At 61.0% G+C, this 18,632-nt stretch carries 16 protein-coding genes; 12 read left to right on the top strand and 4 right to left on the bottom strand.

What is annotated here, in order from left to right; all coding sequences use genetic code 11:
- The first annotated feature begins 6 nt into the window (after positions 1 to 6).
- Positions 7 to 1,389 carry a dihydrolipoyl dehydrogenase gene (gene lpdA, locus HGP31_RS14020; RefSeq protein WP_168757981.1) on the top strand — a complete coding sequence of 461 codons (1,383 nt, stop codon included), beginning with the start codon at positions 7 to 9 and terminating at the stop codon, positions 1,387 to 1,389.
- Positions 1,390 to 1,537: 148 nt separating this feature from the next.
- Positions 1,538 to 2,557, top strand: coding sequence for a branched-chain amino acid aminotransferase (locus HGP31_RS14015; RefSeq protein WP_020798526.1), 1,020 nt, complete (start codon positions 1,538 to 1,540; stop codon positions 2,555 to 2,557).
- 126 nt (positions 2,558 to 2,683) lie between these two features.
- Here the strand turns inward: HGP31_RS14015 and HGP31_RS14010 are convergent, their stop codons facing one another.
- Positions 2,684 to 3,022 (bottom strand): FKBP-type peptidyl-prolyl cis-trans isomerase, encoded by a 339-nt coding sequence (locus tag HGP31_RS14010; protein WP_151142442.1) that lies wholly within the window; start codon positions 3,020 to 3,022, stop codon positions 2,684 to 2,686.
- A 144-nt stretch (positions 3,023 to 3,166) separates the two neighbouring features.
- Here HGP31_RS14010 and HGP31_RS14005 point away from each other — a divergent pair, with 144 nt between their 5' ends.
- The 4 genes from HGP31_RS14005 to HGP31_RS13990 all read left to right on the top strand — a co-directional run bounded on the left by HGP31_RS14005 (position 3,167) and on the right by HGP31_RS13990 (position 7,605).
- The gene (locus tag HGP31_RS14005; RefSeq protein ID WP_033045606.1) at positions 3,167 to 4,222 is read left to right on the top strand and encodes a M4 family metallopeptidase; all 1,056 of its coding nucleotides are present in this window, start codon (positions 3,167 to 3,169) and stop codon (positions 4,220 to 4,222) included.
- Positions 4,219 to 4,542 carry a protealysin inhibitor emfourin gene (locus HGP31_RS14000; protein ID WP_168757980.1) on the top strand — a complete coding sequence of 108 codons (324 nt, stop codon included), beginning with the start codon at positions 4,219 to 4,221 and terminating at the stop codon, positions 4,540 to 4,542. The genes HGP31_RS14005 and HGP31_RS14000 overlap by 4 nt, the downstream gene beginning before the upstream one ends.
- 105 nt (positions 4,543 to 4,647) lie before the next feature.
- Positions 4,648 to 6,456 (top strand): monovalent cation:proton antiporter-2 (CPA2) family protein, encoded by a 1,809-nt coding sequence (locus HGP31_RS13995; protein ID WP_020798530.1) that lies wholly within the window; start codon positions 4,648 to 4,650, stop codon positions 6,454 to 6,456.
- Positions 6,457 to 6,513: 57 nt separating this feature from the next.
- Positions 6,514 to 7,605, top strand: coding sequence for a DNA alkylation repair protein (locus HGP31_RS13990; RefSeq protein WP_168757979.1), 1,092 nt, complete (start codon positions 6,514 to 6,516; stop codon positions 7,603 to 7,605).
- A 107-nt stretch (positions 7,606 to 7,712) separates the two neighbouring features.
- Here the strand turns inward: HGP31_RS13990 and HGP31_RS13985 are convergent, their stop codons facing one another.
- A complete protein-coding gene (locus HGP31_RS13985) occupies positions 7,713 to 8,615 on the bottom strand; it encodes a LysR family transcriptional regulator (protein ID WP_020798532.1) in 903 nt (300 codons plus the stop codon).
- A gap of 120 nt (positions 8,616 to 8,735) precedes the next feature.
- Between HGP31_RS13985 and HGP31_RS13980 the strand changes: the two genes are divergently transcribed.
- Together HGP31_RS13980 and HGP31_RS13975 are read left to right on the top strand one after the other, a co-directional pair.
- Entirely contained in the window at positions 8,736 to 10,382 is a 1,647-nt protein-coding gene (locus HGP31_RS13980; RefSeq protein WP_168757978.1) for a GMC family oxidoreductase, read from the top strand.
- 216 nt (positions 10,383 to 10,598) lie between these two features.
- Positions 10,599 to 12,221 (top strand): MFS transporter, encoded by a 1,623-nt coding sequence (locus HGP31_RS13975; RefSeq protein ID WP_020798534.1) that lies wholly within the window; start codon positions 10,599 to 10,601, stop codon positions 12,219 to 12,221.
- A 100-nt stretch (positions 12,222 to 12,321) separates the two neighbouring features.
- On the opposite strand, the gene HGP31_RS13970 is transcribed toward HGP31_RS13975, so the two are convergent.
- Positions 12,322 to 12,690 (bottom strand): DUF427 domain-containing protein, encoded by a 369-nt coding sequence (locus HGP31_RS13970; protein ID WP_020798535.1) that lies wholly within the window; start codon positions 12,688 to 12,690, stop codon positions 12,322 to 12,324.
- A gap of 256 nt (positions 12,691 to 12,946) precedes the next feature.
- Here HGP31_RS13970 and HGP31_RS13965 point away from each other — a divergent pair, with 256 nt between their 5' ends.
- Positions 12,947 to 14,890, top strand: a complete 1,944-nt coding sequence (locus HGP31_RS13965) for a DNA topoisomerase III (RefSeq protein ID WP_083350152.1) — start codon at positions 12,947 to 12,949, stop codon at positions 14,888 to 14,890.
- A gap of 188 nt (positions 14,891 to 15,078) precedes the next feature.
- The gene (locus HGP31_RS13960; RefSeq protein ID WP_168757977.1) at positions 15,079 to 16,818 is read left to right on the top strand and encodes a dipeptidase; all 1,740 of its coding nucleotides are present in this window, start codon (positions 15,079 to 15,081) and stop codon (positions 16,816 to 16,818) included.
- Between the two features lie 22 nt (positions 16,819 to 16,840).
- Here HGP31_RS13960 and HGP31_RS13955 read toward each other — a convergent pair whose 3' ends face one another.
- Entirely contained in the window at positions 16,841 to 17,026 is a 186-nt protein-coding gene (locus tag HGP31_RS13955; protein ID WP_168757976.1) for a hypothetical protein, read from the bottom strand.
- A 132-nt stretch (positions 17,027 to 17,158) separates the two neighbouring features.
- Between HGP31_RS13955 and HGP31_RS13950 the strand changes: the two genes are divergently transcribed.
- Positions 17,159 to 17,617 (top strand): REP-associated tyrosine transposase, encoded by a 459-nt coding sequence (locus HGP31_RS13950; RefSeq protein ID WP_083348934.1) that lies wholly within the window; start codon positions 17,159 to 17,161, stop codon positions 17,615 to 17,617.
- Positions 17,618 to 17,927: 310 nt separating this feature from the next.
- Entirely contained in the window at positions 17,928 to 18,599 is a 672-nt protein-coding gene (locus HGP31_RS13945) for a GntR family transcriptional regulator (protein ID WP_168757975.1), read from the top strand.
- Positions 18,600 to 18,632 lie beyond the last annotated feature (33 nt).

Genomic DNA, 18,632 nt, shown 5'->3' with positions numbered 1-18,632 from the left:
AGCACCATGCAAACTTTGCACACTACGCTGCTGATCATCGGCGGCGGCCCTGGCGGCTATGTGACCGCGATCCGTGCTGGCCAACTGGGCATTCCGACCATCCTGGTGGAAGGCCAATCCCTGGGCGGCACTTGCCTGAACATCGGCTGCATTCCGTCCAAGGCACTGATTCACGTGGCTGAACAGTTCCACCAGACGCAACAGCACAACCAGCACTCGGCCCTGGGTATCAGCGTTTCGGTGCCGACCCTGGATATCGGCAAAAGCGTGGAATGGAAGGACGGTATCGTCGACCGCCTGACCACCGGTGTCGCCGCCCTGCTGAAAAAGAACAAGGTCCAGGTCGTTCAAGGCTGGGCCAAGGTCGTCGACGGCAAAACCGTCGACGTCGGCGACACGCGCATCCAGTGCGAGCACCTGGTGCTGGCCACTGGCTCCAAAAGCGTGAACTTGCCGATGCTGCCGATTGGCGGGCCGATCATCTCCTCCACCGAAGCGCTGGCACCGAGATCCGTGCCCAAACGCCTGGTCGTGGTGGGTGGCGGCTACATCGGCCTGGAACTGGGGATTGCCTATCGCAAGCTCGGTGCCGACGTCAGCGTGGTCGAGGCCCAGGAACGCATCCTGCCGGCCTACGACGGCGAACTGACCCAGCCCGTGCACGACGAATTGAAGAAACTTGGCGTGAAACTTTACTTGAAGCATAGCGTGCAAGGCTTTGATTCATCAGCAAATACCTTACAAGTACGCGACCCGGATGGCGGCATCCTGAACCTGGAGACCGATCAGGTACTGGTGGCCGTGGGTCGCAAGCCAAACACCGAGGGCTGGAACCTAGAAACGCTGGACCTTGCGATGAACGGCGCGTCGATCAAGATCGATCACCGTTGCCAGACCAGCATGCGCAACGTCTACGCCATCGGCGACCTCAGTGGCGAGCCGATGCTCGCCCACCGGGCCATGGCCCAGGGCGAGATGGTGGCCGAACTGATCAGCGGCAAGCACCGCGAGTTCAACCCCGCCGCCATCGCCGCCGTCTGCTTTACCGACCCGGAACTGGTGGTGGTCGGCAAGACCCCGGACGAGGCCAAGGCGGCAGGTCTTGACTGCATCGTGTCGAACTTCCCGTTCGCCGCCAATGGCCGGGCAATGACGCTGGAGTCCAAGAGCGGCTTCGTGCGCGTGGTCGCTCGTCGGGACAATCATCTGATCGTTGGCTGGCAGGCGGTGGGCGTCGGCGTCTCCGAATTGTCCACGGCATTCGCGCAAAGCCTGGAAATGGGTGCGCGGCTGGAAGACATCGGCGGCACTATTCATGCGCATCCAACGCTGGGCGAGGCGGTACAGGAAGCGGCGTTGCGGGCGCTTGGCCACGCACTGCATCTGTGACCCCCACGCATGATCGTTCCCACGTTCTGCGTGGGAACGATCAAATCCGGGCTGCGAAATGGGTCCGGAATGAAGTATTGTTGTCCCCATCCAGAAAACGTCAGAAACATTGAACCGTTTCGGCGGTTGTTAAGTGATAGAGGGTGTCATGGGTAACGAAAGCATCAATTGGGACAAGCTGGGTTTTGACTACATCAAGACCGACAAGCGCTATCTGTCGCACTGGCGTAATGGCGAGTGGGACGCAGGCACCCTGACCGAAGACAATGTGCTGCACATCAGCGAAGGCTCCACGGCCCTTCACTATGGCCAGCAATGCTTCGAGGGCCTGAAGGCCTACCGCTGCAAGGACGGTTCGATCAACCTGTTCCGCCCGGACCAGAACGCCGCGCGCATGCAACGCAGCTGCGCGCGCCTGCTGATGCCACAGGTGTCCACCGAGCAGTTCATCGAAGCATGCAAGGATGTGGTGCGGGCCAACGAGCGTTTCATCCCGCCTTACGGCACTGGCGGCGCGCTGTACCTGCGTCCGTTCGTGATCGGCGTGGGTGACAACATCGGCGTGCGTACCGCACCCGAGTTCATCTTCTCGATTTTCTGCATCCCGGTCGGCGCCTACTTCAAGGGCGGCCTGACCCCGCACAACTTCCTGATCTCCAGCTACGACCGCGCGGCCCCGCAAGGCACTGGCGCAGCCAAGGTCGGTGGCAACTACGCCGCCAGCCTGATGCCAGGCTCCCAGGCCAAGAAGGCGCACTTCGCCGACGCCATCTACCTGGACCCGATGACCCACACCAAAATCGAAGAAGTCGGTTCGGCCAACTTCTTCGGGATCACCCACGACAACAAGTTCGTGACCCCGAACTCGCCGTCGGTGTTGCCGGGCATCACCCGCCTGTCGCTGATTGAGCTGGCTAAAACGCGCCTGGGCCTGGAAGTGATCGAAGGTGACGTGTTCATCGACAAGCTGTCGGACTTCAAGGAAGCCGGCGCTTGCGGTACCGCCGCCGTGATCACGCCAATCGGCGGCATCAGCTACAACGACCACCTGCACGTGTTCCATAGCGAAACCGAAGTCGGCCCGATCACCCAGAAGCTCTACAAAGAGCTGACCGGCGTGCAAACTGGCGACGTCGAGGCGCCAGCGGGCTGGATCGTCAAGGTTTGACCTGACGTCCACTGCAATAAAAAAGCGCCGCCCCCGAATTCGAGGGCGGCGTTTTTTTTGGCTCTTTCCCCTACAGGGATACAAACGGTCTCAACGGATCGGCGTTCGTGTTTCCATGTTCCGCACTCAATCGTCCCGCGTTAGCACTTCCAGCAATTCAATCTCGAATATCAGGTTCGAATTCGGCGGGATCTTGCCCATCGTACGCTCGCCATAGGCCAGGTGCGCCGGGACCAGCAATTTGCGCTTGCCACCGACCTGCATGCCCATCAGGCCCTGGTCCCAACCCTTGATCACTCGACCGGTGCCGATCACGCACTGGAACGGCTTGCCTCGACTGTAGGAAGAGTCGAATTCGCTACCGTCCTCCAGCCAGCCGCGGTATTGGGTGGTGATCAGTGCGCCTTTGACGACGGCCTTGCCGTCACCCGGTTCAAGATCAATGATTTGCAGTTCGTCGTTCATGTTCTTAACTCATCTACAGTGCCCTGGACTTGCGGGCGCGGACGCAGGTTTTCGCAGAAACTGCTGCCAATGGCAACCGGCGGAACCGAATACCCCTGCGCCGCTCACATAAGTATCGACTTCGCGCTCAGAAAGGATGCTCTGATGACTGACCTGCGCAGTTTCATTCCGCCCTACATTCTGCACCGTATCGTCGCGCATGGATCTGAACACCAGCGTTCCAGCGCAATGAGCACACTGGCCCATGTGCGTACCCTTCGGCATACGCCTGGCCCACCGGTGCGTCCAGCTGCCGCCGCGATCCTGCCGGCAACCTCCAAACGTGGCCAGGTACAGCGCAGCGTGCATGATGCCCAGGGCAAGATGCTCCTGCCCGGCATGCCGGTGCGCCTCGAAGGCCAGGCGCCGAGCGGTGATCCGGCGGTCGATGAGGCCTACGACGCGCTGGGGGCCAGCTACGATTTCTTTTGGAAAGTGTTGGGCCGCGACTCCATCGACGATAAGGGTTTCGCCCTGATCGGCAGCGTGCATTATGGCCAGGACTATGAGAACGCCTTCTGGAACGGATCGCAGATGGTCTTCGGTGACGGCGATGGGGAAATCTTCCAGCGCTTCACCCGCTCGCTGGACGTGGTCGGGCACGAGCTGACCCACGGCGTGGTCGAGAGCGAAGCGGGCCTGGTGTATGCCGACCAGTCCGGGGCGATGAATGAATCGCTGTCGGATGTGTTTGGCGTGCTGACCAAGCAATACCTGCTGGGGCACACCGCCGACCAGGCGGACTGGCTGATCGGCGCGGATTTACTGACCCCGCGGATCAAGGGCGTCGGTTTGCGCTCGATGGCCCACCCGGGCACCGCCTATGACGACCCACTGCTGGGCAAGGACCCGCAACCGGACCACATGCGCAAATTCGTGATCACCCAGGAGGACAATGGCGGCGTGCACATCAATTCCGGCATTCCCAATCGGGCGTTTTACCTGGCCGCCAAGGCCTTGGGTGGATTCGCCTGGGAAACAGCCGGGCTCATCTGGTACGACGCACTGTGTGACAAGCGCTTGAGTCATGAGACGTCATTCAGTGCCTTTGCAAAACTCACCGTGGAGCATGCGCGTCGGCGCTTCAGCGCCAATGAAGCGCGGGTGGTGCAGCGCGGCTGGTCACAAGTAGGCGTCGAGACGACGCAGGAGGCACCATGAAAACCCTGCCGACACTGGACGACCGGGCCGTTGTGCGCCTGTCTCGCCAAGGTGGCTTTGCCGCAATCCAGGCCCTGACGCGCCCCCGGGAAATCGAATTCGCGCAATGCGATCTCGAGCAGCGTTCGCGCATCCGTGGCCTGCTCGAAGGGTGCCTGCCGCTGGCCAGCTCGGCCTCGGGTGGGGGGGATCAGCGCTTTTACCAGATCGAGCTGCACTACCGCGCAGGCGAACAGGACGACCAAATGGTGCTGAAAGTGCCGGAAAACCAGGCCCCCGCTGAGCTTGTACGGCTCTGGGACCTGGGGGAATTGCTGTAGTGCGACGGCGATGTCCGCTCGACAACTGTTTTGCGCGATAGCCTTGAACCCAGGCCAGCCTTTATCCTTGTCGACCCGCCGTACCGAGTTGATGGAGTTTTTCTAATGCCCCATGAAGGCAGTCTGTTGCAAGCCGCAGTCGTATTTCTGCTCGCCGCCGTACTCACCGTTCCCCTGGCCAAGCGCCTGCAATTGGGCGCGGTGCTGGGTTATCTGTTTGCCGGCGTGATCATCGGCCCCTCGGGGCTGGGCCTGATCGGCAATACGGAAAGTGTCGCGCACATCTCTGAACTCGGCGTGGTGTTGCTGCTGTTCATCATCGGTCTGGAGTTGTCGCCACGGCGCTTATGGGTGATGCGCAAGGCGGTGTTCGGCGTCGGTCTGGCGCAAGTACTGCTGACAGGTGCGCTGCTGGGCGTATTGGCGCTGTATGTCTTCGGGCAACCGCTGAACACCTCGATCGTGCTGGGCCTGGGCCTGGCCCTGTCGTCCACCGCCTTCGGCCTGCAAAGCCTGGCTGAGCGCAAGGAACTGACCAGCCCCCACGGCCGCCTGGCGTTCGCGATCCTGCTGTTCCAGGACATCGCCGCAATCCCGCTGATCGCCATGGTACCGCTGCTGGCAGGCAGTAGCGCAAACGTCAGCGCGGTCGACGATGTCAACCAGGGCCTTCGCGTGCTCGTCAGTATTGCCATTGTGGTGATCGGCGGACGGTACTTGCTGCGTCCGGTGTTTCGCGTGGTCGCCAAGACCGGCTTGCCGGAAGTGTCCACCGCGACCGCGTTGCTGGTGGTGATGGGCACAGCCTGGCTGATGGACCTGGCCGGTATTTCCATGGCCCTCGGTGCATTTCTTGCCGGCCTGCTGCTGGCAGACTCCGAATACCGGCACGAGCTGGAAGCACAGATCGAACCCTTCAAGGGCCTGCTGTTGGGGCTGTTCTTCATGAGTGTCGGCATGGGCGCCAACCTCGGCCTGCTGCTGCGCGAGCCTATCGTGGTGCTGGGGCTGACCCTGCTGCTGATCGCCGTCAAACTGCCGTTGCTGTTTGTCGTCGGCCGACTGGCCGGCGGTTTGAACAAGATCAGCGCCATTCGCCTGGGTATTGTACTGGCGGCTGGTGGTGAATTTGCCTTTGTGGTGTTCAAGATCGGCCGTGATCATGGTCTGTTCGATCCACGCCTGTACGACTTGCTGGTGCTGGCGATCACCCTGTCGATGGCGTTGACGCCCCTGTTGATGTTGTTGTGCGCCCGACTGGTTAGCCCGAAGGTGCAACCGGTGGTGGTTCCGGAGCAATTTCGCGCAATCGACGCCGATGAGCCCCGTGTGGTGATCGCCGGCATGGGCCGTATGGGGCAGATCGTCGCGCGTATCCTGCGGGCTCAGAACATCAAGTTCGTGGCCCTCGACACCTCGGTGGAAACCATCGAGCTGTCGCGCAGCTTCGGCGGCGTACCGGTGTATTACGGCGACCCGATGCGTCCGGAAATCCTCAGCGCGGCCAAGGTTGCGGATGCCGAGTTCTTCGTCATCGCCACCGACGACCCGGACACCAACATCAAGACCGCCGAACTGGTGCACAAGCTCTATCCGCACATCAAGATCATTGCCCGCGCCCGCAACCGCCAGCATGTGCATCGCCTGGTGGACCTGGGCGCCCACGCCGTGCGCGAAACCTTTTACTCCAGTCTGGAAATGAGCCGGCAGACATTGATCGGCCTGGGACTGACGCCCGAACAGGCCGATGCACGGATCAAGCGTTTCAAGCATCACGACGAACAGGTGCTCGAAGCCCAGCACGCGATCTACGACGACGCGGTGAAGGTCAAGCAGACGGCGCAGGAAGCGCGGGCGGAACTGGCACGGTTATTCGAATCGGACCAGCTGGAAGAGCAGGCGAAGAACGGTTGAGATGAATGTGCCGGCCTCCTGGCCGGCACCCCGCCCCTATCACACACGGACTCCAACATGGCTGGCGACACCGCTCTCAAGGAAATCTTCAACGCCGAGCGCCTGCGGCACATCGCCGCCGAGATGACGGCGGTGTATCCCGACTTCGACGCCAAGGGTTTCCTGAAACTGGCCAACCATGGCCTGGCCGAATTGTCGGTGATGCGGCGCCTGGCCCGCGTCAGCGAATGCTTGCACGCGGTATTGCCGCTGGGTTATGAAGCATCGCTGGAAGTACTGCGCGCCCTCGCCCCTCGCCTCAACAGCAGTTTTGTCAGCATGTGCCTGCCGCATTACGTGGCGACCTATGGCGCGGAGCGGTTCGAACTGTCGATGGAGGCGCTCAAGTACTTCACCGCATTCGGTTCCTCGGAGTTCGCCATCCGCCATTTCCTGCGCGACGATTTGCAACGCTCGCTGCAATTGATGCATGACTGGTCGCTGGACGCCAACGAACATGTCCGGCGCCTCGCCAGCGAAGGTTGCCGGCCGCGCCTGCCCTGGTCGTTTCGCCTGGAGCCGGTCCAGGCCGACCCGCGACTGGCCGCCGGGATCCTCGACAATCTCAAGGCCGACCCCAGCCTTTACGTGCGCAAGTCCGTGGCCAATCACCTCAATGACATCACCAAGGACCAGCCCGAGTGGGTACTGGACCTGATCGAGGGCTGGTCGCTGGACAACCCGCACACCGCATGGATCGCCAGGCATGCCCTGCGCAGCCTGATCAAACAGGGCAACCTGCGCGCCCTGGCTATCATTGGCGCGGGCGGCAAACCTGAAGTCCAGATCATCGATGTGCAGGTCAATCCGCCGGTGATCGGGCTCGGCGAAAAAATCACCCTGTCCTTTGCGGTCAAGTCCACGGTACACAACAGCCAGCGCCTGGTGATCGATTACGCCATCGACTACGTCAAGGCCAACGGCAGCACCTCGGCCAAGGTCTTCAAGCTCAAGGCCTTGACGCTACCAGGCAACGCCACACAACCGATCACCCGCGGCCAACACATCAAGGAACTGACCACCCGCCGGCATTACGCGGGCAAGCATGCGGTACATGTGTTGGTGAATGGCGAGCGGCTGGCCAGTACGGCGTTTGAAATCCTCGCCTGAAACACGGTCTCCCTCTGTAGGAGCTGCCGCAGGCTGCGATCTTTTGATCTTGAAAAATCAAAAGATCGCAGCCTGCGGCAGCTCCTACAGTGGTATCCGAGGCACCGTTAAATCACGGGAGGGTTGGGGCCCAGCAGCAGCTCCTGCTCACGCTCACACAACTCCACCACGTAATCCCACATCACCCGCAACCGCACCGACTTGTGCAACTCGCGACGGGTACTGATCCAGTAACTACGCAGGATGCTCTCCTGGGGGAGCAACGGCACAAGGCCAGGATCGGCACTGGCCATGTAGCACGGCAGCACGGCGATCCCAAGACCTGCGCGCGCGGCCTGTTGCTGGGCGATGACGCTGGTGCTGTGGAACACCACCTGCGGGTTGCGGCAGAAGCTGTTGAGGAACATCAATTCCTGGCTGAACAGCAAATCGTCGACGTAGCCGATCCAGGCATGGCGCCCCAGGTCTTCACGATTGCGCAGCGCCGGGGAGCGGTCGAGGTAGTCCTGGCTGGCGTAGAGCGCCAGGCGATAGTCCGCCAGTTTGCGCGTGACCAGCATGTCGGCGGCCGGGCGCTCCAGGTGGATGCTGATTTCCGCCTCGCGGTTGAGGATGCTGACAAAGCGCGGCACCGCCACCAGTTCCACTTCCAGTCCGGGGTAGCGCTCGAACAGTCCGTTCATGCGGCTGGCAAGGAACATGATGCCCAGCCCTTCCGTCACCCCCACCCGGATCTTGCCCAGCGGCGCCGTGGATTGGGTGATTTCTTCCTGCGCCAGCAGCGCGACGTTCTCCATCGCCTCGGCGTGCTTGAGCAATGCTTCGCCCGCCGGGGTCAGCTCATACCCCTGGGCATGCTGCACGAACAGTGCGGTGCCCAGGCTCTTTTCAACGGCCTCGATGTGCCGCGCCACGGTGGCATGGGTGGTGTTCAAACGGCGCGCAGCAGTGAGCAAACGCCCGCTTCGCTGTAGCTCGAGAAAGAACCGCAGGTCATTCCAGTCGAACATCGTCCATCCCTTGGTCAGCGTTGTTTAAAAACGAACAGTAGCTGGGTAAAAACTAACATTCTTTTAACGAAAGCTAACAACTAGGATGGTCCCCAACAAGAACAACAAGCGAGGTCAGGGATGCACGCTTCCCTTGATGAATACGACTACATCGTGGTCGGGGCCGGGCCGGCCGGCTGTTTACTGGCCAATCGCCTGTCGACCAACCCGCAACACCGCGTGCTGCTGCTCGAAGCCGGCGGTCGCGACAATTACGCCTGGATCCACATCCCGGTGGGCTACCTGTTCTGCATCGGCAATCCGCGAACCGACTGGTGCTTCAAGACCGAGGCGCAACCGGGCTTGCAAGGTCGTACCCTGAGTTACCCACGCGGCAAGGTACTGGGCGGATGTTCGTCGATCAACGGCATGATCTACATGCGCGGCCAGGCCGGCGACTATGATGGCTGGGCGGCTGACGGCAACCCTGGCTGGCGTTGGCAAGACGTGCTGCCGTTGTTCAAGAAGAGCGAAAACCATTTTGCCGGCGAATCAACGTTTCACGGCGGCAGCGGCGACTGGCGGGTTGAACGCCAGCGCCTGTCCTGGCTGATTCTGGATGCTTTTCGCAGCGCCGCCGAACAAAGCGGCATCGCCAGCATCGACGACTTCAACCAGGGCGATAACGAAGGTTGCGGCTATTTCCAGGTCAACCAGAAGGCGGGCATCCGCTGGAATGCAGCCAAGGCCTTTCTCAAACCGATCCGCCAGCGCCCCAACCTGACGGTGCTGACCGGTGTCGAGGTCGACCGCGTAATGCTGGAAAACGCTCGTGCTTCGGCGGTCAGCGCCCGCTGGCAGGGCCAGGCCAAGACTTTCAAGGCGCGCAAGGAAATCGTCCTGTGCGCCGGTTCCGTTGGTTCACCGAGCATCCTGCAGCGTTCCGGCATCGGCCCTCGCCCACTGCTGCAGCGCCTGGGCATCGGTGTAGTCCATGAACTGTCCGGCGTTGGCGGCAACTTGCAGGACCACCTGCAACTGCGGCTGATCTACAAGCTGGAGAATGCCCGAACGCTCAATCAAATCGCCGGCAGCCTGTGGGGCAAGATGGGCATGGGCCTGCGTTATCTGTATGACCGCAGCGGTCCGTTGTCGATGGCGCCGAGTCAGTTGGGGGCCTTTGCGCGTTCAGGGCCCGAGCAAACCTCGGCCAACCTCGAGTACCACGTGCAGCCGCTGTCGCTGGAGCGCTTTGGTGAGCCGTTGCACGCCTTCCCGGCCTTCACCGCATCGGTTTGCGATCTGCGTCCGCAAAGCCGGGGCACGGTGCAGATCCGCTCTGCCGATCCACAACAAGCGCCGCTGATCCAGCCCAATTACCTGAGCCACCCGGAAGACTTGCGGGTCGCCGCCGATGCCATCCGCCTGACCCGGCGCATCGTTGCCGCGCCGGCCCTGAGGGCGTTCAAACCGGTCGAGTACCTGCCCGGCGACAGCCTGCAGAGCGAGGAACAGCTGCATGAAGCCGCCGCGCGGATCGGCACGACGATTTTCCATCCGGTCGGCACCTGCCGCATGGGCAACGACGCGGACGCGGTGGTCGATGCAGAACTGCGCGTGCACGGCATCCCCGGCCTGCGCATCGCCGATGCCTCGATCATGCCGCGCATCACCTCGGGCAACACCTGCTCGCCTACGCTGATGATCGCGGAGAAGGCTGCACAACTGATCCTCAACCCCGACACAAGGAGCCTCACCCCGGAAAAGGAACTGGCCACACACCCGTGAACCCTGCACGGACACTGTAGGAGCGAGCATGCTCGCGATGGCCGTCAACGATGACGCTGGAAACCTGACACCCCGCGGTGCTCTCAGGTGCATCGCGAGCATGCTCGCTCCTACGGGTAACGGGTACACCCCGATTTATGGATAAACGCGGCGCCCGCCCACAAGGAAAGCGCCGACAGTGGAACAACAAAAACAATCACTGTGAGGGATACCGATATGTCAGAACACGTTCAGCCCCTGGAAGCCGTGCGTAGCGCGGGCACCAGCCAGGAAACCCAGAAAGTCATCTTCGCCTCGTCGCTCGGGACGGTTTTCGAGTGGTATGACTTTTTCCTCTACGGCGCCCTCGCGGCGGTGATCAGCAAACAGTTCTTCGCCGGGGTCAACGACACCACCGCGTTCATCTTTGCCTTGATGGCGTTCGCCGCCGGCTTCATTGTCAGGCCATTCGGCGCCCTGGTGTTCGGCCGGTTGGGCGACATGATCGGGCGCAAATACACCTTCCTCGCCACCATCGTGCTGATGGGCCTGGCAACCTTCTGCGTCGGCCTGCTGCCCAATTACGCGAGCATCGGCATCGCCGCGCCGATCATCCTCGTGGTGCTGCGCATGCTCCAGGGCCTGGCACTGGGTGGTGAATATGGCGGCGCCGCGACCTACGTGGCAGAGCACGCGCCGATGGGCAAACGTGGCTTCCACACCAGCTGGATCCAGTCCACCGCCACCCTGGGCCTGTTGCTGTCGCTGCTGGTGGTACTGGGTTGCCGCTATTTCACGGGCGATCAGTTCGAAGTTTGGGGCTGGCGCATTCCGTTTCTGTTTTCGATCATCCTGCTGGGCATCTCGACCTGGATTCGCCTGAGCCTGCACGAGTCGCCTGCGTTCGTGAAAATGAAAGAGGAAGGCAAACTCTGCAAGTCGCCGATCCGCGATTCCTTCGGCAAGTGGGAAAACCTCAAGGTGGTATTGATCGCCCTGTTCAGCATCAACGCCGGGCAAGCGGTGACCTTCTATGCTGCGCAGTTCTATGTGCTGTTCTTCCTCACCCAGTTCCTGAAAATGGACCCCGCAGTGGCCAACGGTTTGCTGATCGTCAGTGTGACCATCGGTGCACCCTTCTTCATTTTCTTTGGCTGGCTCTCGGACAAGGTCGGGCGCAAACCGGTACTCATGCTGGGCCTGCTGCTCGCCACCGTGTTGTACTTCCCGATCTTCAAGACCCTGGCCCACTACGCCAACCCGGCCATCGACCAGGCCAGCCGCCAGGCGCCGATTACCGTGCTCGCGGACCCGGCCACCTGCACCTTCCAGTTCGACCCGGTAGGCAAGGCGAAATTCGACAGCCCATGCGACAAGGTCAAGACCTTCCTGGTCAAGCAAGGCCTGCCGTACCAGAGCGCAGCAGCCCCGGCCGGCAGCGATGTGCAGGTCAGCGTCGGTGACATGAAGATCGACGGTTTCGACGAAGCCGCCCTGCGTGGCGCGGTGACCCTGGCGGGTTACCCACAACAGGCCGACATGCAGCAGATCAACAAACCAATGATCGTGGCCCTGATCGTCGCGCTGATCATCATCTCCGCCATGTGCTACGGCCCGCTGGCGGCGCTGATGGTCGAACTGTTCCCCACCCGTATCCGCTACACCTCGATGTCCCTGCCCTACCACATCGGTAATGGCTGGTTCGGCGGTTTCCTGCCGACCGTGTCATTTGCCCTGGTGGTGTACACCGGCGACATCTTCTATGGGCTGTGGTATCCGGTGCTGATCACCGGGGTGAGCCTGGTGGTGGGGATGTTGTGCCTGCGAGAGACACGTAACGTCGATCTGGATAAGAACTGATTGAAAATCAAAAGATCGCAGCCTTCGGCAACTCCTACCCTGGAATGCGTTCCCCTGTAGGAGCTGCCGCAGGCTGCGATCTTTTAATGGCAATGGCGACTCACTCGTCGAGTTCAACGAGCTCAAATTTCACCTGATCTGGATAAAACGCCATGTATTCGCGTATCTGTGCAACCGAGACTTTCGGATTCTCGTAACTCCACACCGCATTAGCCCCTTCATGTCCCGGCACCTGCAAACTGAAATAGCTGGCATCGCCCTTGTACGGGCAATAGCTGGTGTGGTCGGTGCGGGCGAAATATTTCTCGTCGATGTCTTCTCGCGGGACGTAGTACACCGGAGGGTAATTGGCTTCCAATAGCACCAACGCACGTGAAGATGCAGCCACCTGGATACCGTGGAACTTCACCAACAGGCAGCCTGGCTGCTCGGCGATGGTGATGACAGGGCTGGGACCGGAGCTTTTCATGGAAAACAATCCTCATGACAGAAGTTGACCTGCAGGAGCGTGGCTTGCCCGCGATGGGCCGCGCAGCGACCCCAAAACCTGAGACTACGACGTATCAGGTATAACTCAGATTCCCCGATAACGATGGCCTCACAGCTAAACGGCCTGCGCAATCAAACGCAACGTAAAAACTGTACATCCATACAGATAAAGATTGCTCTCGCGCTCCTCTCACGCCATCCTGTGCACTTGCTCACATTGATCGACGATGGTGGTTATGCGGCTTTACCTCTGTGAAAAACCTTCCCAGGCCAAAGACATTGCGGCCGTCCTCGGCGCGCGGCGACGTGGCGACGGCTGCTGGCTGGGAACGGACGTCACAGTGACCTGGTGCATCGGCCACCTTTTGGAAACCGCGCCCCCGGATGCCTATGACGCGCGCTACAAGCGCTGGGTACTGGCAGACCTGCCGATCATTCCCGACCAATGGAAGATGACCGTAAAGCCGCGCACGGCCAGCCAATACAAGGTGGTCAAGCGCCTGCTCGGCGAAGCACGCGAACTGGTCATTGCCACCGACGCCGACCGCGAGGGCGAAATGATCGCCAGGGAACTGGTGGAGCATTGCCGCTATCGCGGCCCGATCCAGCGATTGTGGCTGTCGGCGCTGGACGATGCCTCGATCCGCAAGGCCCTCGCCGCCCTCAAGCCCGGTGCGCAGACCTTCAGTCTTTACCATTCGGCGCTGGGACGCTCCCGGGCCGACTGGCTGATCGGCATGAATATGAGTCGGCTATTCACCTTGTTGGGACGCCAGTCCGGGTACCAGGGTGTCCTGCCGGTCGGCCGGGTGCAGACGCCTACCTTGCGCCTGGTCGTGGATCGCGACCGCAGCATCGCTGCCTTCGTGCCCGTGCCCTACTGGGCTGTCGAGGTGCAGTTGTTGCACGACGGCACCGCCTTCACGGCACAATGGCGGGCCGCCTCCGAGGTGTGCGACGACCAGGATCGCTGCCTGAATCAGGCGCTGGCGCAACGAGCGGCAGCGGCCATGCTTGCCGCCGCAAGCGCCAGGGTCATCAAGCTGCGCACCGAACGGATGCGCGAAGTGGCGCCGCTGCCATTCGACCTCGGCACCTTGCAGGAAGTCTGCTCGAAAAAGCTCGGGCTCGGTGCCCAGGAAACCCTCGACATCGCCCAGGCGCTCTACGAAACCCACAAGGTCATCACCTACCCGCGTAGCGACTGCGGCTACTTGCCACTCAGCCAGCACAGCGAAGCACCGGGCATCCTGGCGGCGCTACGCCAGGCCGACCCGGCACTGAATGCCTTGCACGATTATTTGGAACCCCAGCGTCGTTCACGGGCCTGGAACGATGCCAAGGTCAGCGCGCACCACGGCATCATTCCCACCGCCGCGGCAAAAAACCTCGAACGCCTGGCAGGCAAGCAACGCGCGGTCTACACCTTGATCCGCGCCCGTTACCTGGCGCAGTTCCTGCCCAACCACGAGTTCGACCGCACCCAGGCCGACTTCGATTGCGCTGGCGAGGCCTTGCGTGCAGTCGGCAAGCAAATCGTCGAACCTGGCTGGAAACGCGCCTTGCCCGAAGCCCTTGCACCCGCCAAGGGCCGCGAAGCACCCGCGCCGCAAACCCTGCCCAACCTCAGGGAAGGCATTGATTGCGCGGTGGCTGACGTGCAACTCAAGGACCTCTGGACACAACCGCCCAAACCCTTCACCGAAGGCGACCTGATCAAGGCCATGAAGAACGTCGCCAAACTGGTGGAAGATCCATTGCTCAAGCAAAAACTCAAGGACACCACCGGCATCGGCACCGAAGCGACTCGAGCCTCGATCATCCAGGGGCTGCTCGACCGTGGTTACCTGATCAAGAACGGCAAGGCGCTTGCCGCGACCCCGGCCGCTTTCAGCCTGATCGATGCGGTACCGCGGGCCATTGCCGACCCGGGCACCACCGCCATCTGGGAACAGGCCCTGGACATGGTGCAGAGCGGGGAAATGAGCCTGGACGAGTTCGTCACCAAACAGGCTGCCTGGATGAGCAAGCAAGTCAGTCGCTGCGCCGGCCTGAGCCTCACCATCAGCGGCCCCGCCAGCCCTGCCGGGCGCGGTGCAACGCCTTGGAAAAACAAACGCAAGCCGGCCAAGCGCAAGCCTGCAGGCACCAGCAAACGTGGGACAAAAACGGCCCTGTAGGAACCGTCTCGCGGGCGATGGTGGTTCGTCATGCGCGGTTTTCATATCTGCGCCGCTTTTGCATTTCTGTGCGACAGATCCCACTTCAGGGGCTCCCCACCTCTCCCTCGCAGTGTTAGCTTGCGGATGTTTCTGATCTAACGATCAGATATTTCCTACAAGACACCTGCAAAGGAATGCCCCCAGCAATGGACTTTTCACTCAAGCACCTGGCCGCAGCTACCCTGGTGGTCGCCAGCCTGTCCTCGTTCACCAACGCTGCACAGGCCAACATCACCCCGCAACAGAATGCGATCATCCTCAAGACGTTCAGCGATACCTCGGTAAAGGATTTCCGCCAGTTCCTGAAAAGCCTGGCCAAGCGCGATATCGCCAAGACTGACGATCTTGGCACGGCCATCAGTGCCTTCCTCGATAACAAGACACTGTCCCCTGAGCAGCAAAACCAGATCTATCGCCTGCTTGGCCTCTACACACGGGTGAAATACGGCAGCGCGGCTACGCAAACCCTGCGTGAACTGGTAGCCATCCCGACCGTGCGCGTGGACGGCGTTGCCCAACACGACAATCCCGAGTTCATCAAGATCGCCGAGAAGATCAAGGGCCTGGCCCAGGGGTTCAACCTGAGCTTTCGCAACATCGACAACCGCGTTTATGAAATTTCCCTGGAAGGCGCTGGTGATGAAGTCGTCGGCATTCACGCCCATGCCGACGTGGTGCCGGTGACGCCAGAGAATTGGGTGCTGCAGGATGGCACCCGTCTCGATCCATTCAAGGTCACCCTGGTGGGCGATCGCATGTATGGCCGGGGTACGGAAGATGACAAGAACGGCATCGTGGTCACGCTCTACGCCATGAAGGTCATCAAGGAAGAGAAGCTGCCGCTGGCCAGGAACTTCAAGCTGCTGGTAGACACCACCGAAGAAACCACGGGCGACGCCATCCCCTATTATTTCGAACGCAACCCGACGCCCAACTACAACCTGGCGCTGGATGGCGGCTACCCGGTGGTGATTGCCGAGAAAGGCTACGGCACGGTCATGGCCAGCTTCGCCAAGCGCAAGGCTCAAGGCAAGGGCGCTGAAATCACTGCGATGACAGGCGGCCTGGCGACCAACCAGATTCCGTCGACCTCGGTCGCCACCCTGGTGGCGGACAATCCCGCAGAACTGGCGGCCAGCCTGCAGAAGGCCGGTACAGAGTACGCCATGCGCAATGGTGGCAACTTCGACGTCGCCGCCAAGGTGGTCGGCAATGACGTCATGCTGACCGTCACTGGTGTGTCCGCCCACTCCTCCGAACCCGAGTCCGGCATCAACCCGGTGGCGAGGATGCTGGACTTCATCAACAGCCTCGACGGCAAGGTCGCGCTCAAGCACAACCACATCACCGACGCCGCCCGCTACGCCGCCGACAACTGGGGGCTGGATTACCTGGGGGGTAAATTGGCAGTGGGTTTCGCCGATGAGTTCATGGGCCCGCTCACCACCTCCCTGACTTATGTCGGGATGGATGACAAAACCTTCAAGCTTGCAGTCAACCTGCGAGTACCGAAGGGCAAATTCCCGCAAGTACTGAAATCCGAAATCGCCACGAAACTGGATGCCTGGAGCAAGAACAGCAACATTATACCGGCCTTCGACTTCTCCATCGCCGAGCCGATGTACCGCAATCCCGAGGGTGAATGGGTCAAGGCCCTGCTCGCCGTGGCCAGCGAAAACCTCGGCATGGAGCACAAGTTCGGCACCTCCGCCGGCGCCACCTCGGTGCACGAACTGCCCAACGGCGTGCAATTCGGCCTGGCCATGCCGGACGTCAAATACACCGGTCACAACGACAACGAGTTCAAGACCACCGAGCAGTTCCTGCTTGACCTGCAAATCGTGACCGAGATGATGAGCCGCATCGGGCAGTTGCCGAAGCTTTGATTCACCTGGCGGGGTCGCTACGTCACGGCGCCCCCACCTTCCCCATGTATAGGCCCGCTTTGCGGCGATCCGATTTGCCGGCGAACCAGACGCCGCGGTGTACCTGTTGCACCGCGTCATCGTTCTTCGCGCTGTAGGAGCCAGGCTTGCCGGCGAACCGGGCGCCGCGGTGTACCTGTTGCACCGCGTCATCGTTCTTCGCGGGCAAGCATCGCTCCTACAGGCTAACCAGTCGCTGCCCGTTCACTCCCACAGACACATCAGGAATAACTGTTCACCAACACTATTTCCCCAACGTTCTAGCCTGAACTGACAACGCCATGATCAAGGAAGATGCACCATGCCAACCATTCACCAGGCGCATCGATTGCGCACCGGGCGCTTTTCAGCGCCGGGGCAGATCTATCTGGTCACAACCGTCGTTCAGAACCGGGACCCCGTATTCAGGGACTTCATGCAAGGCCGGCTCGTGGTCGATGCATTGAAGAAGGCGCAGGAAGAAGAGCTGGTGCTTTCGCTGGCCTGGGTTGTCATGCCGGACCATCTCCATTGGCTGTTCGAGCTCAAAAACAACACGCTTACTTGCATAATGGCGAGGACAAAATCACGCATTACACTTGCATTGAATCGTTCGCTCGAGCGCGATGGTTCACTCTGGCAACATGGCTTTCATGACCGAGCGATCCGCAGGGATGAAGACCTGCCGGCGGTGGCGCGCTATATCGTGGCCAATCCGCTGCGAGCGGGATTGGTCGAGAAAATTGGGGACTATCCGTTGTGGGATGCCGTGTGGCTGTAGGCGCTAACTGCTGCGGTGTGCCTGCTCGAACGCGTTCTTCGCGGGCAATCGGATCGCCGCACCGCTGACGCCTATAGGACTTTGCACGCGCTCCCGATTTACCTGCCAAAACGTTAATTCCCCACCCTCACCGGTCTGCGGTAGCACACGTACATCGTTGTAGATCAGCACTGATATCCGCGCCCCGGCGTTCGAACGCGTGAAATGCGTGTAGCGCTAAGTCAAGCGAACAGCGTCAAGGCACAGGCCAGTGAGTTTCGGCGCAAAATTCGTATACCATATCTCTAACTCAATCCGAACGACCGCCGCCGTGAACTCACCCAAATTTAACGCACCCGACTTGGGCAATGCGCCTTCGACATCGGAAATCATCACTCGCCATCTGCGTGACGCCATCGTCGCGGGGCATTTCGCCGAAGACGAGCCTATTCGCCAGGACGACATCGCCCGGCAGTTCAACGTCAGCAAGATCCCGGTCCGCGAGGCCCTCAAGCGTCTGGAAGCCGAAGGCCTGGTGATGTTCCAGCGCAATCGCGGGGCAATGGTCACTCGGGTGTCCGATGCCGAACTGGCACAGATGTTCGAAGTGCGCATGTTGCTCGAAGACAAGGTGCTGCGCCTGGCCATTCCCAACATGACCGAAGACACATTCGCCCGCGCCGAACGCATCTGCCAGGAGTTCATCGGCGAAGATGACGTGGGACGCTGGGCTGAGCTCAACTGGGAACTCCACGCCTGTCTCTACGAACCGGCGCAACGTCCGTTTCTGGTGAGCCTGATCCGTTCGGTCAACGACAAACTGGAACGTTATCTGCGGATGCAGATGAGCCTCTCCTCCGGGAAGGAACGGGCCGACCACGAGCACCGGGAGATCGTCGAAGCCTGTCGCGTCGGTGACGTCGACCGGGCAGTGAAGCTGCTCGACGAACACATCGCCGGGGTCTGCAAAACGTTGTTCGAGCACCTGCCCCACCACCCTTGACCGTCTGCTTGATTGTGCTGATTTCGTCATCGG

Origin of the sequence: Pseudomonas umsongensis, from assembly GCF_012647205.1 — a bacterium.
In the GTDB taxonomy this organism is placed as follows: domain Bacteria; phylum Pseudomonadota; class Gammaproteobacteria; order Pseudomonadales; family Pseudomonadaceae; genus Aquipseudomonas; species Aquipseudomonas umsongensis.
Note: the sequence above shows the minus strand (reverse complement) of the source record. Positions and strands in the feature narration are given on the sequence as shown.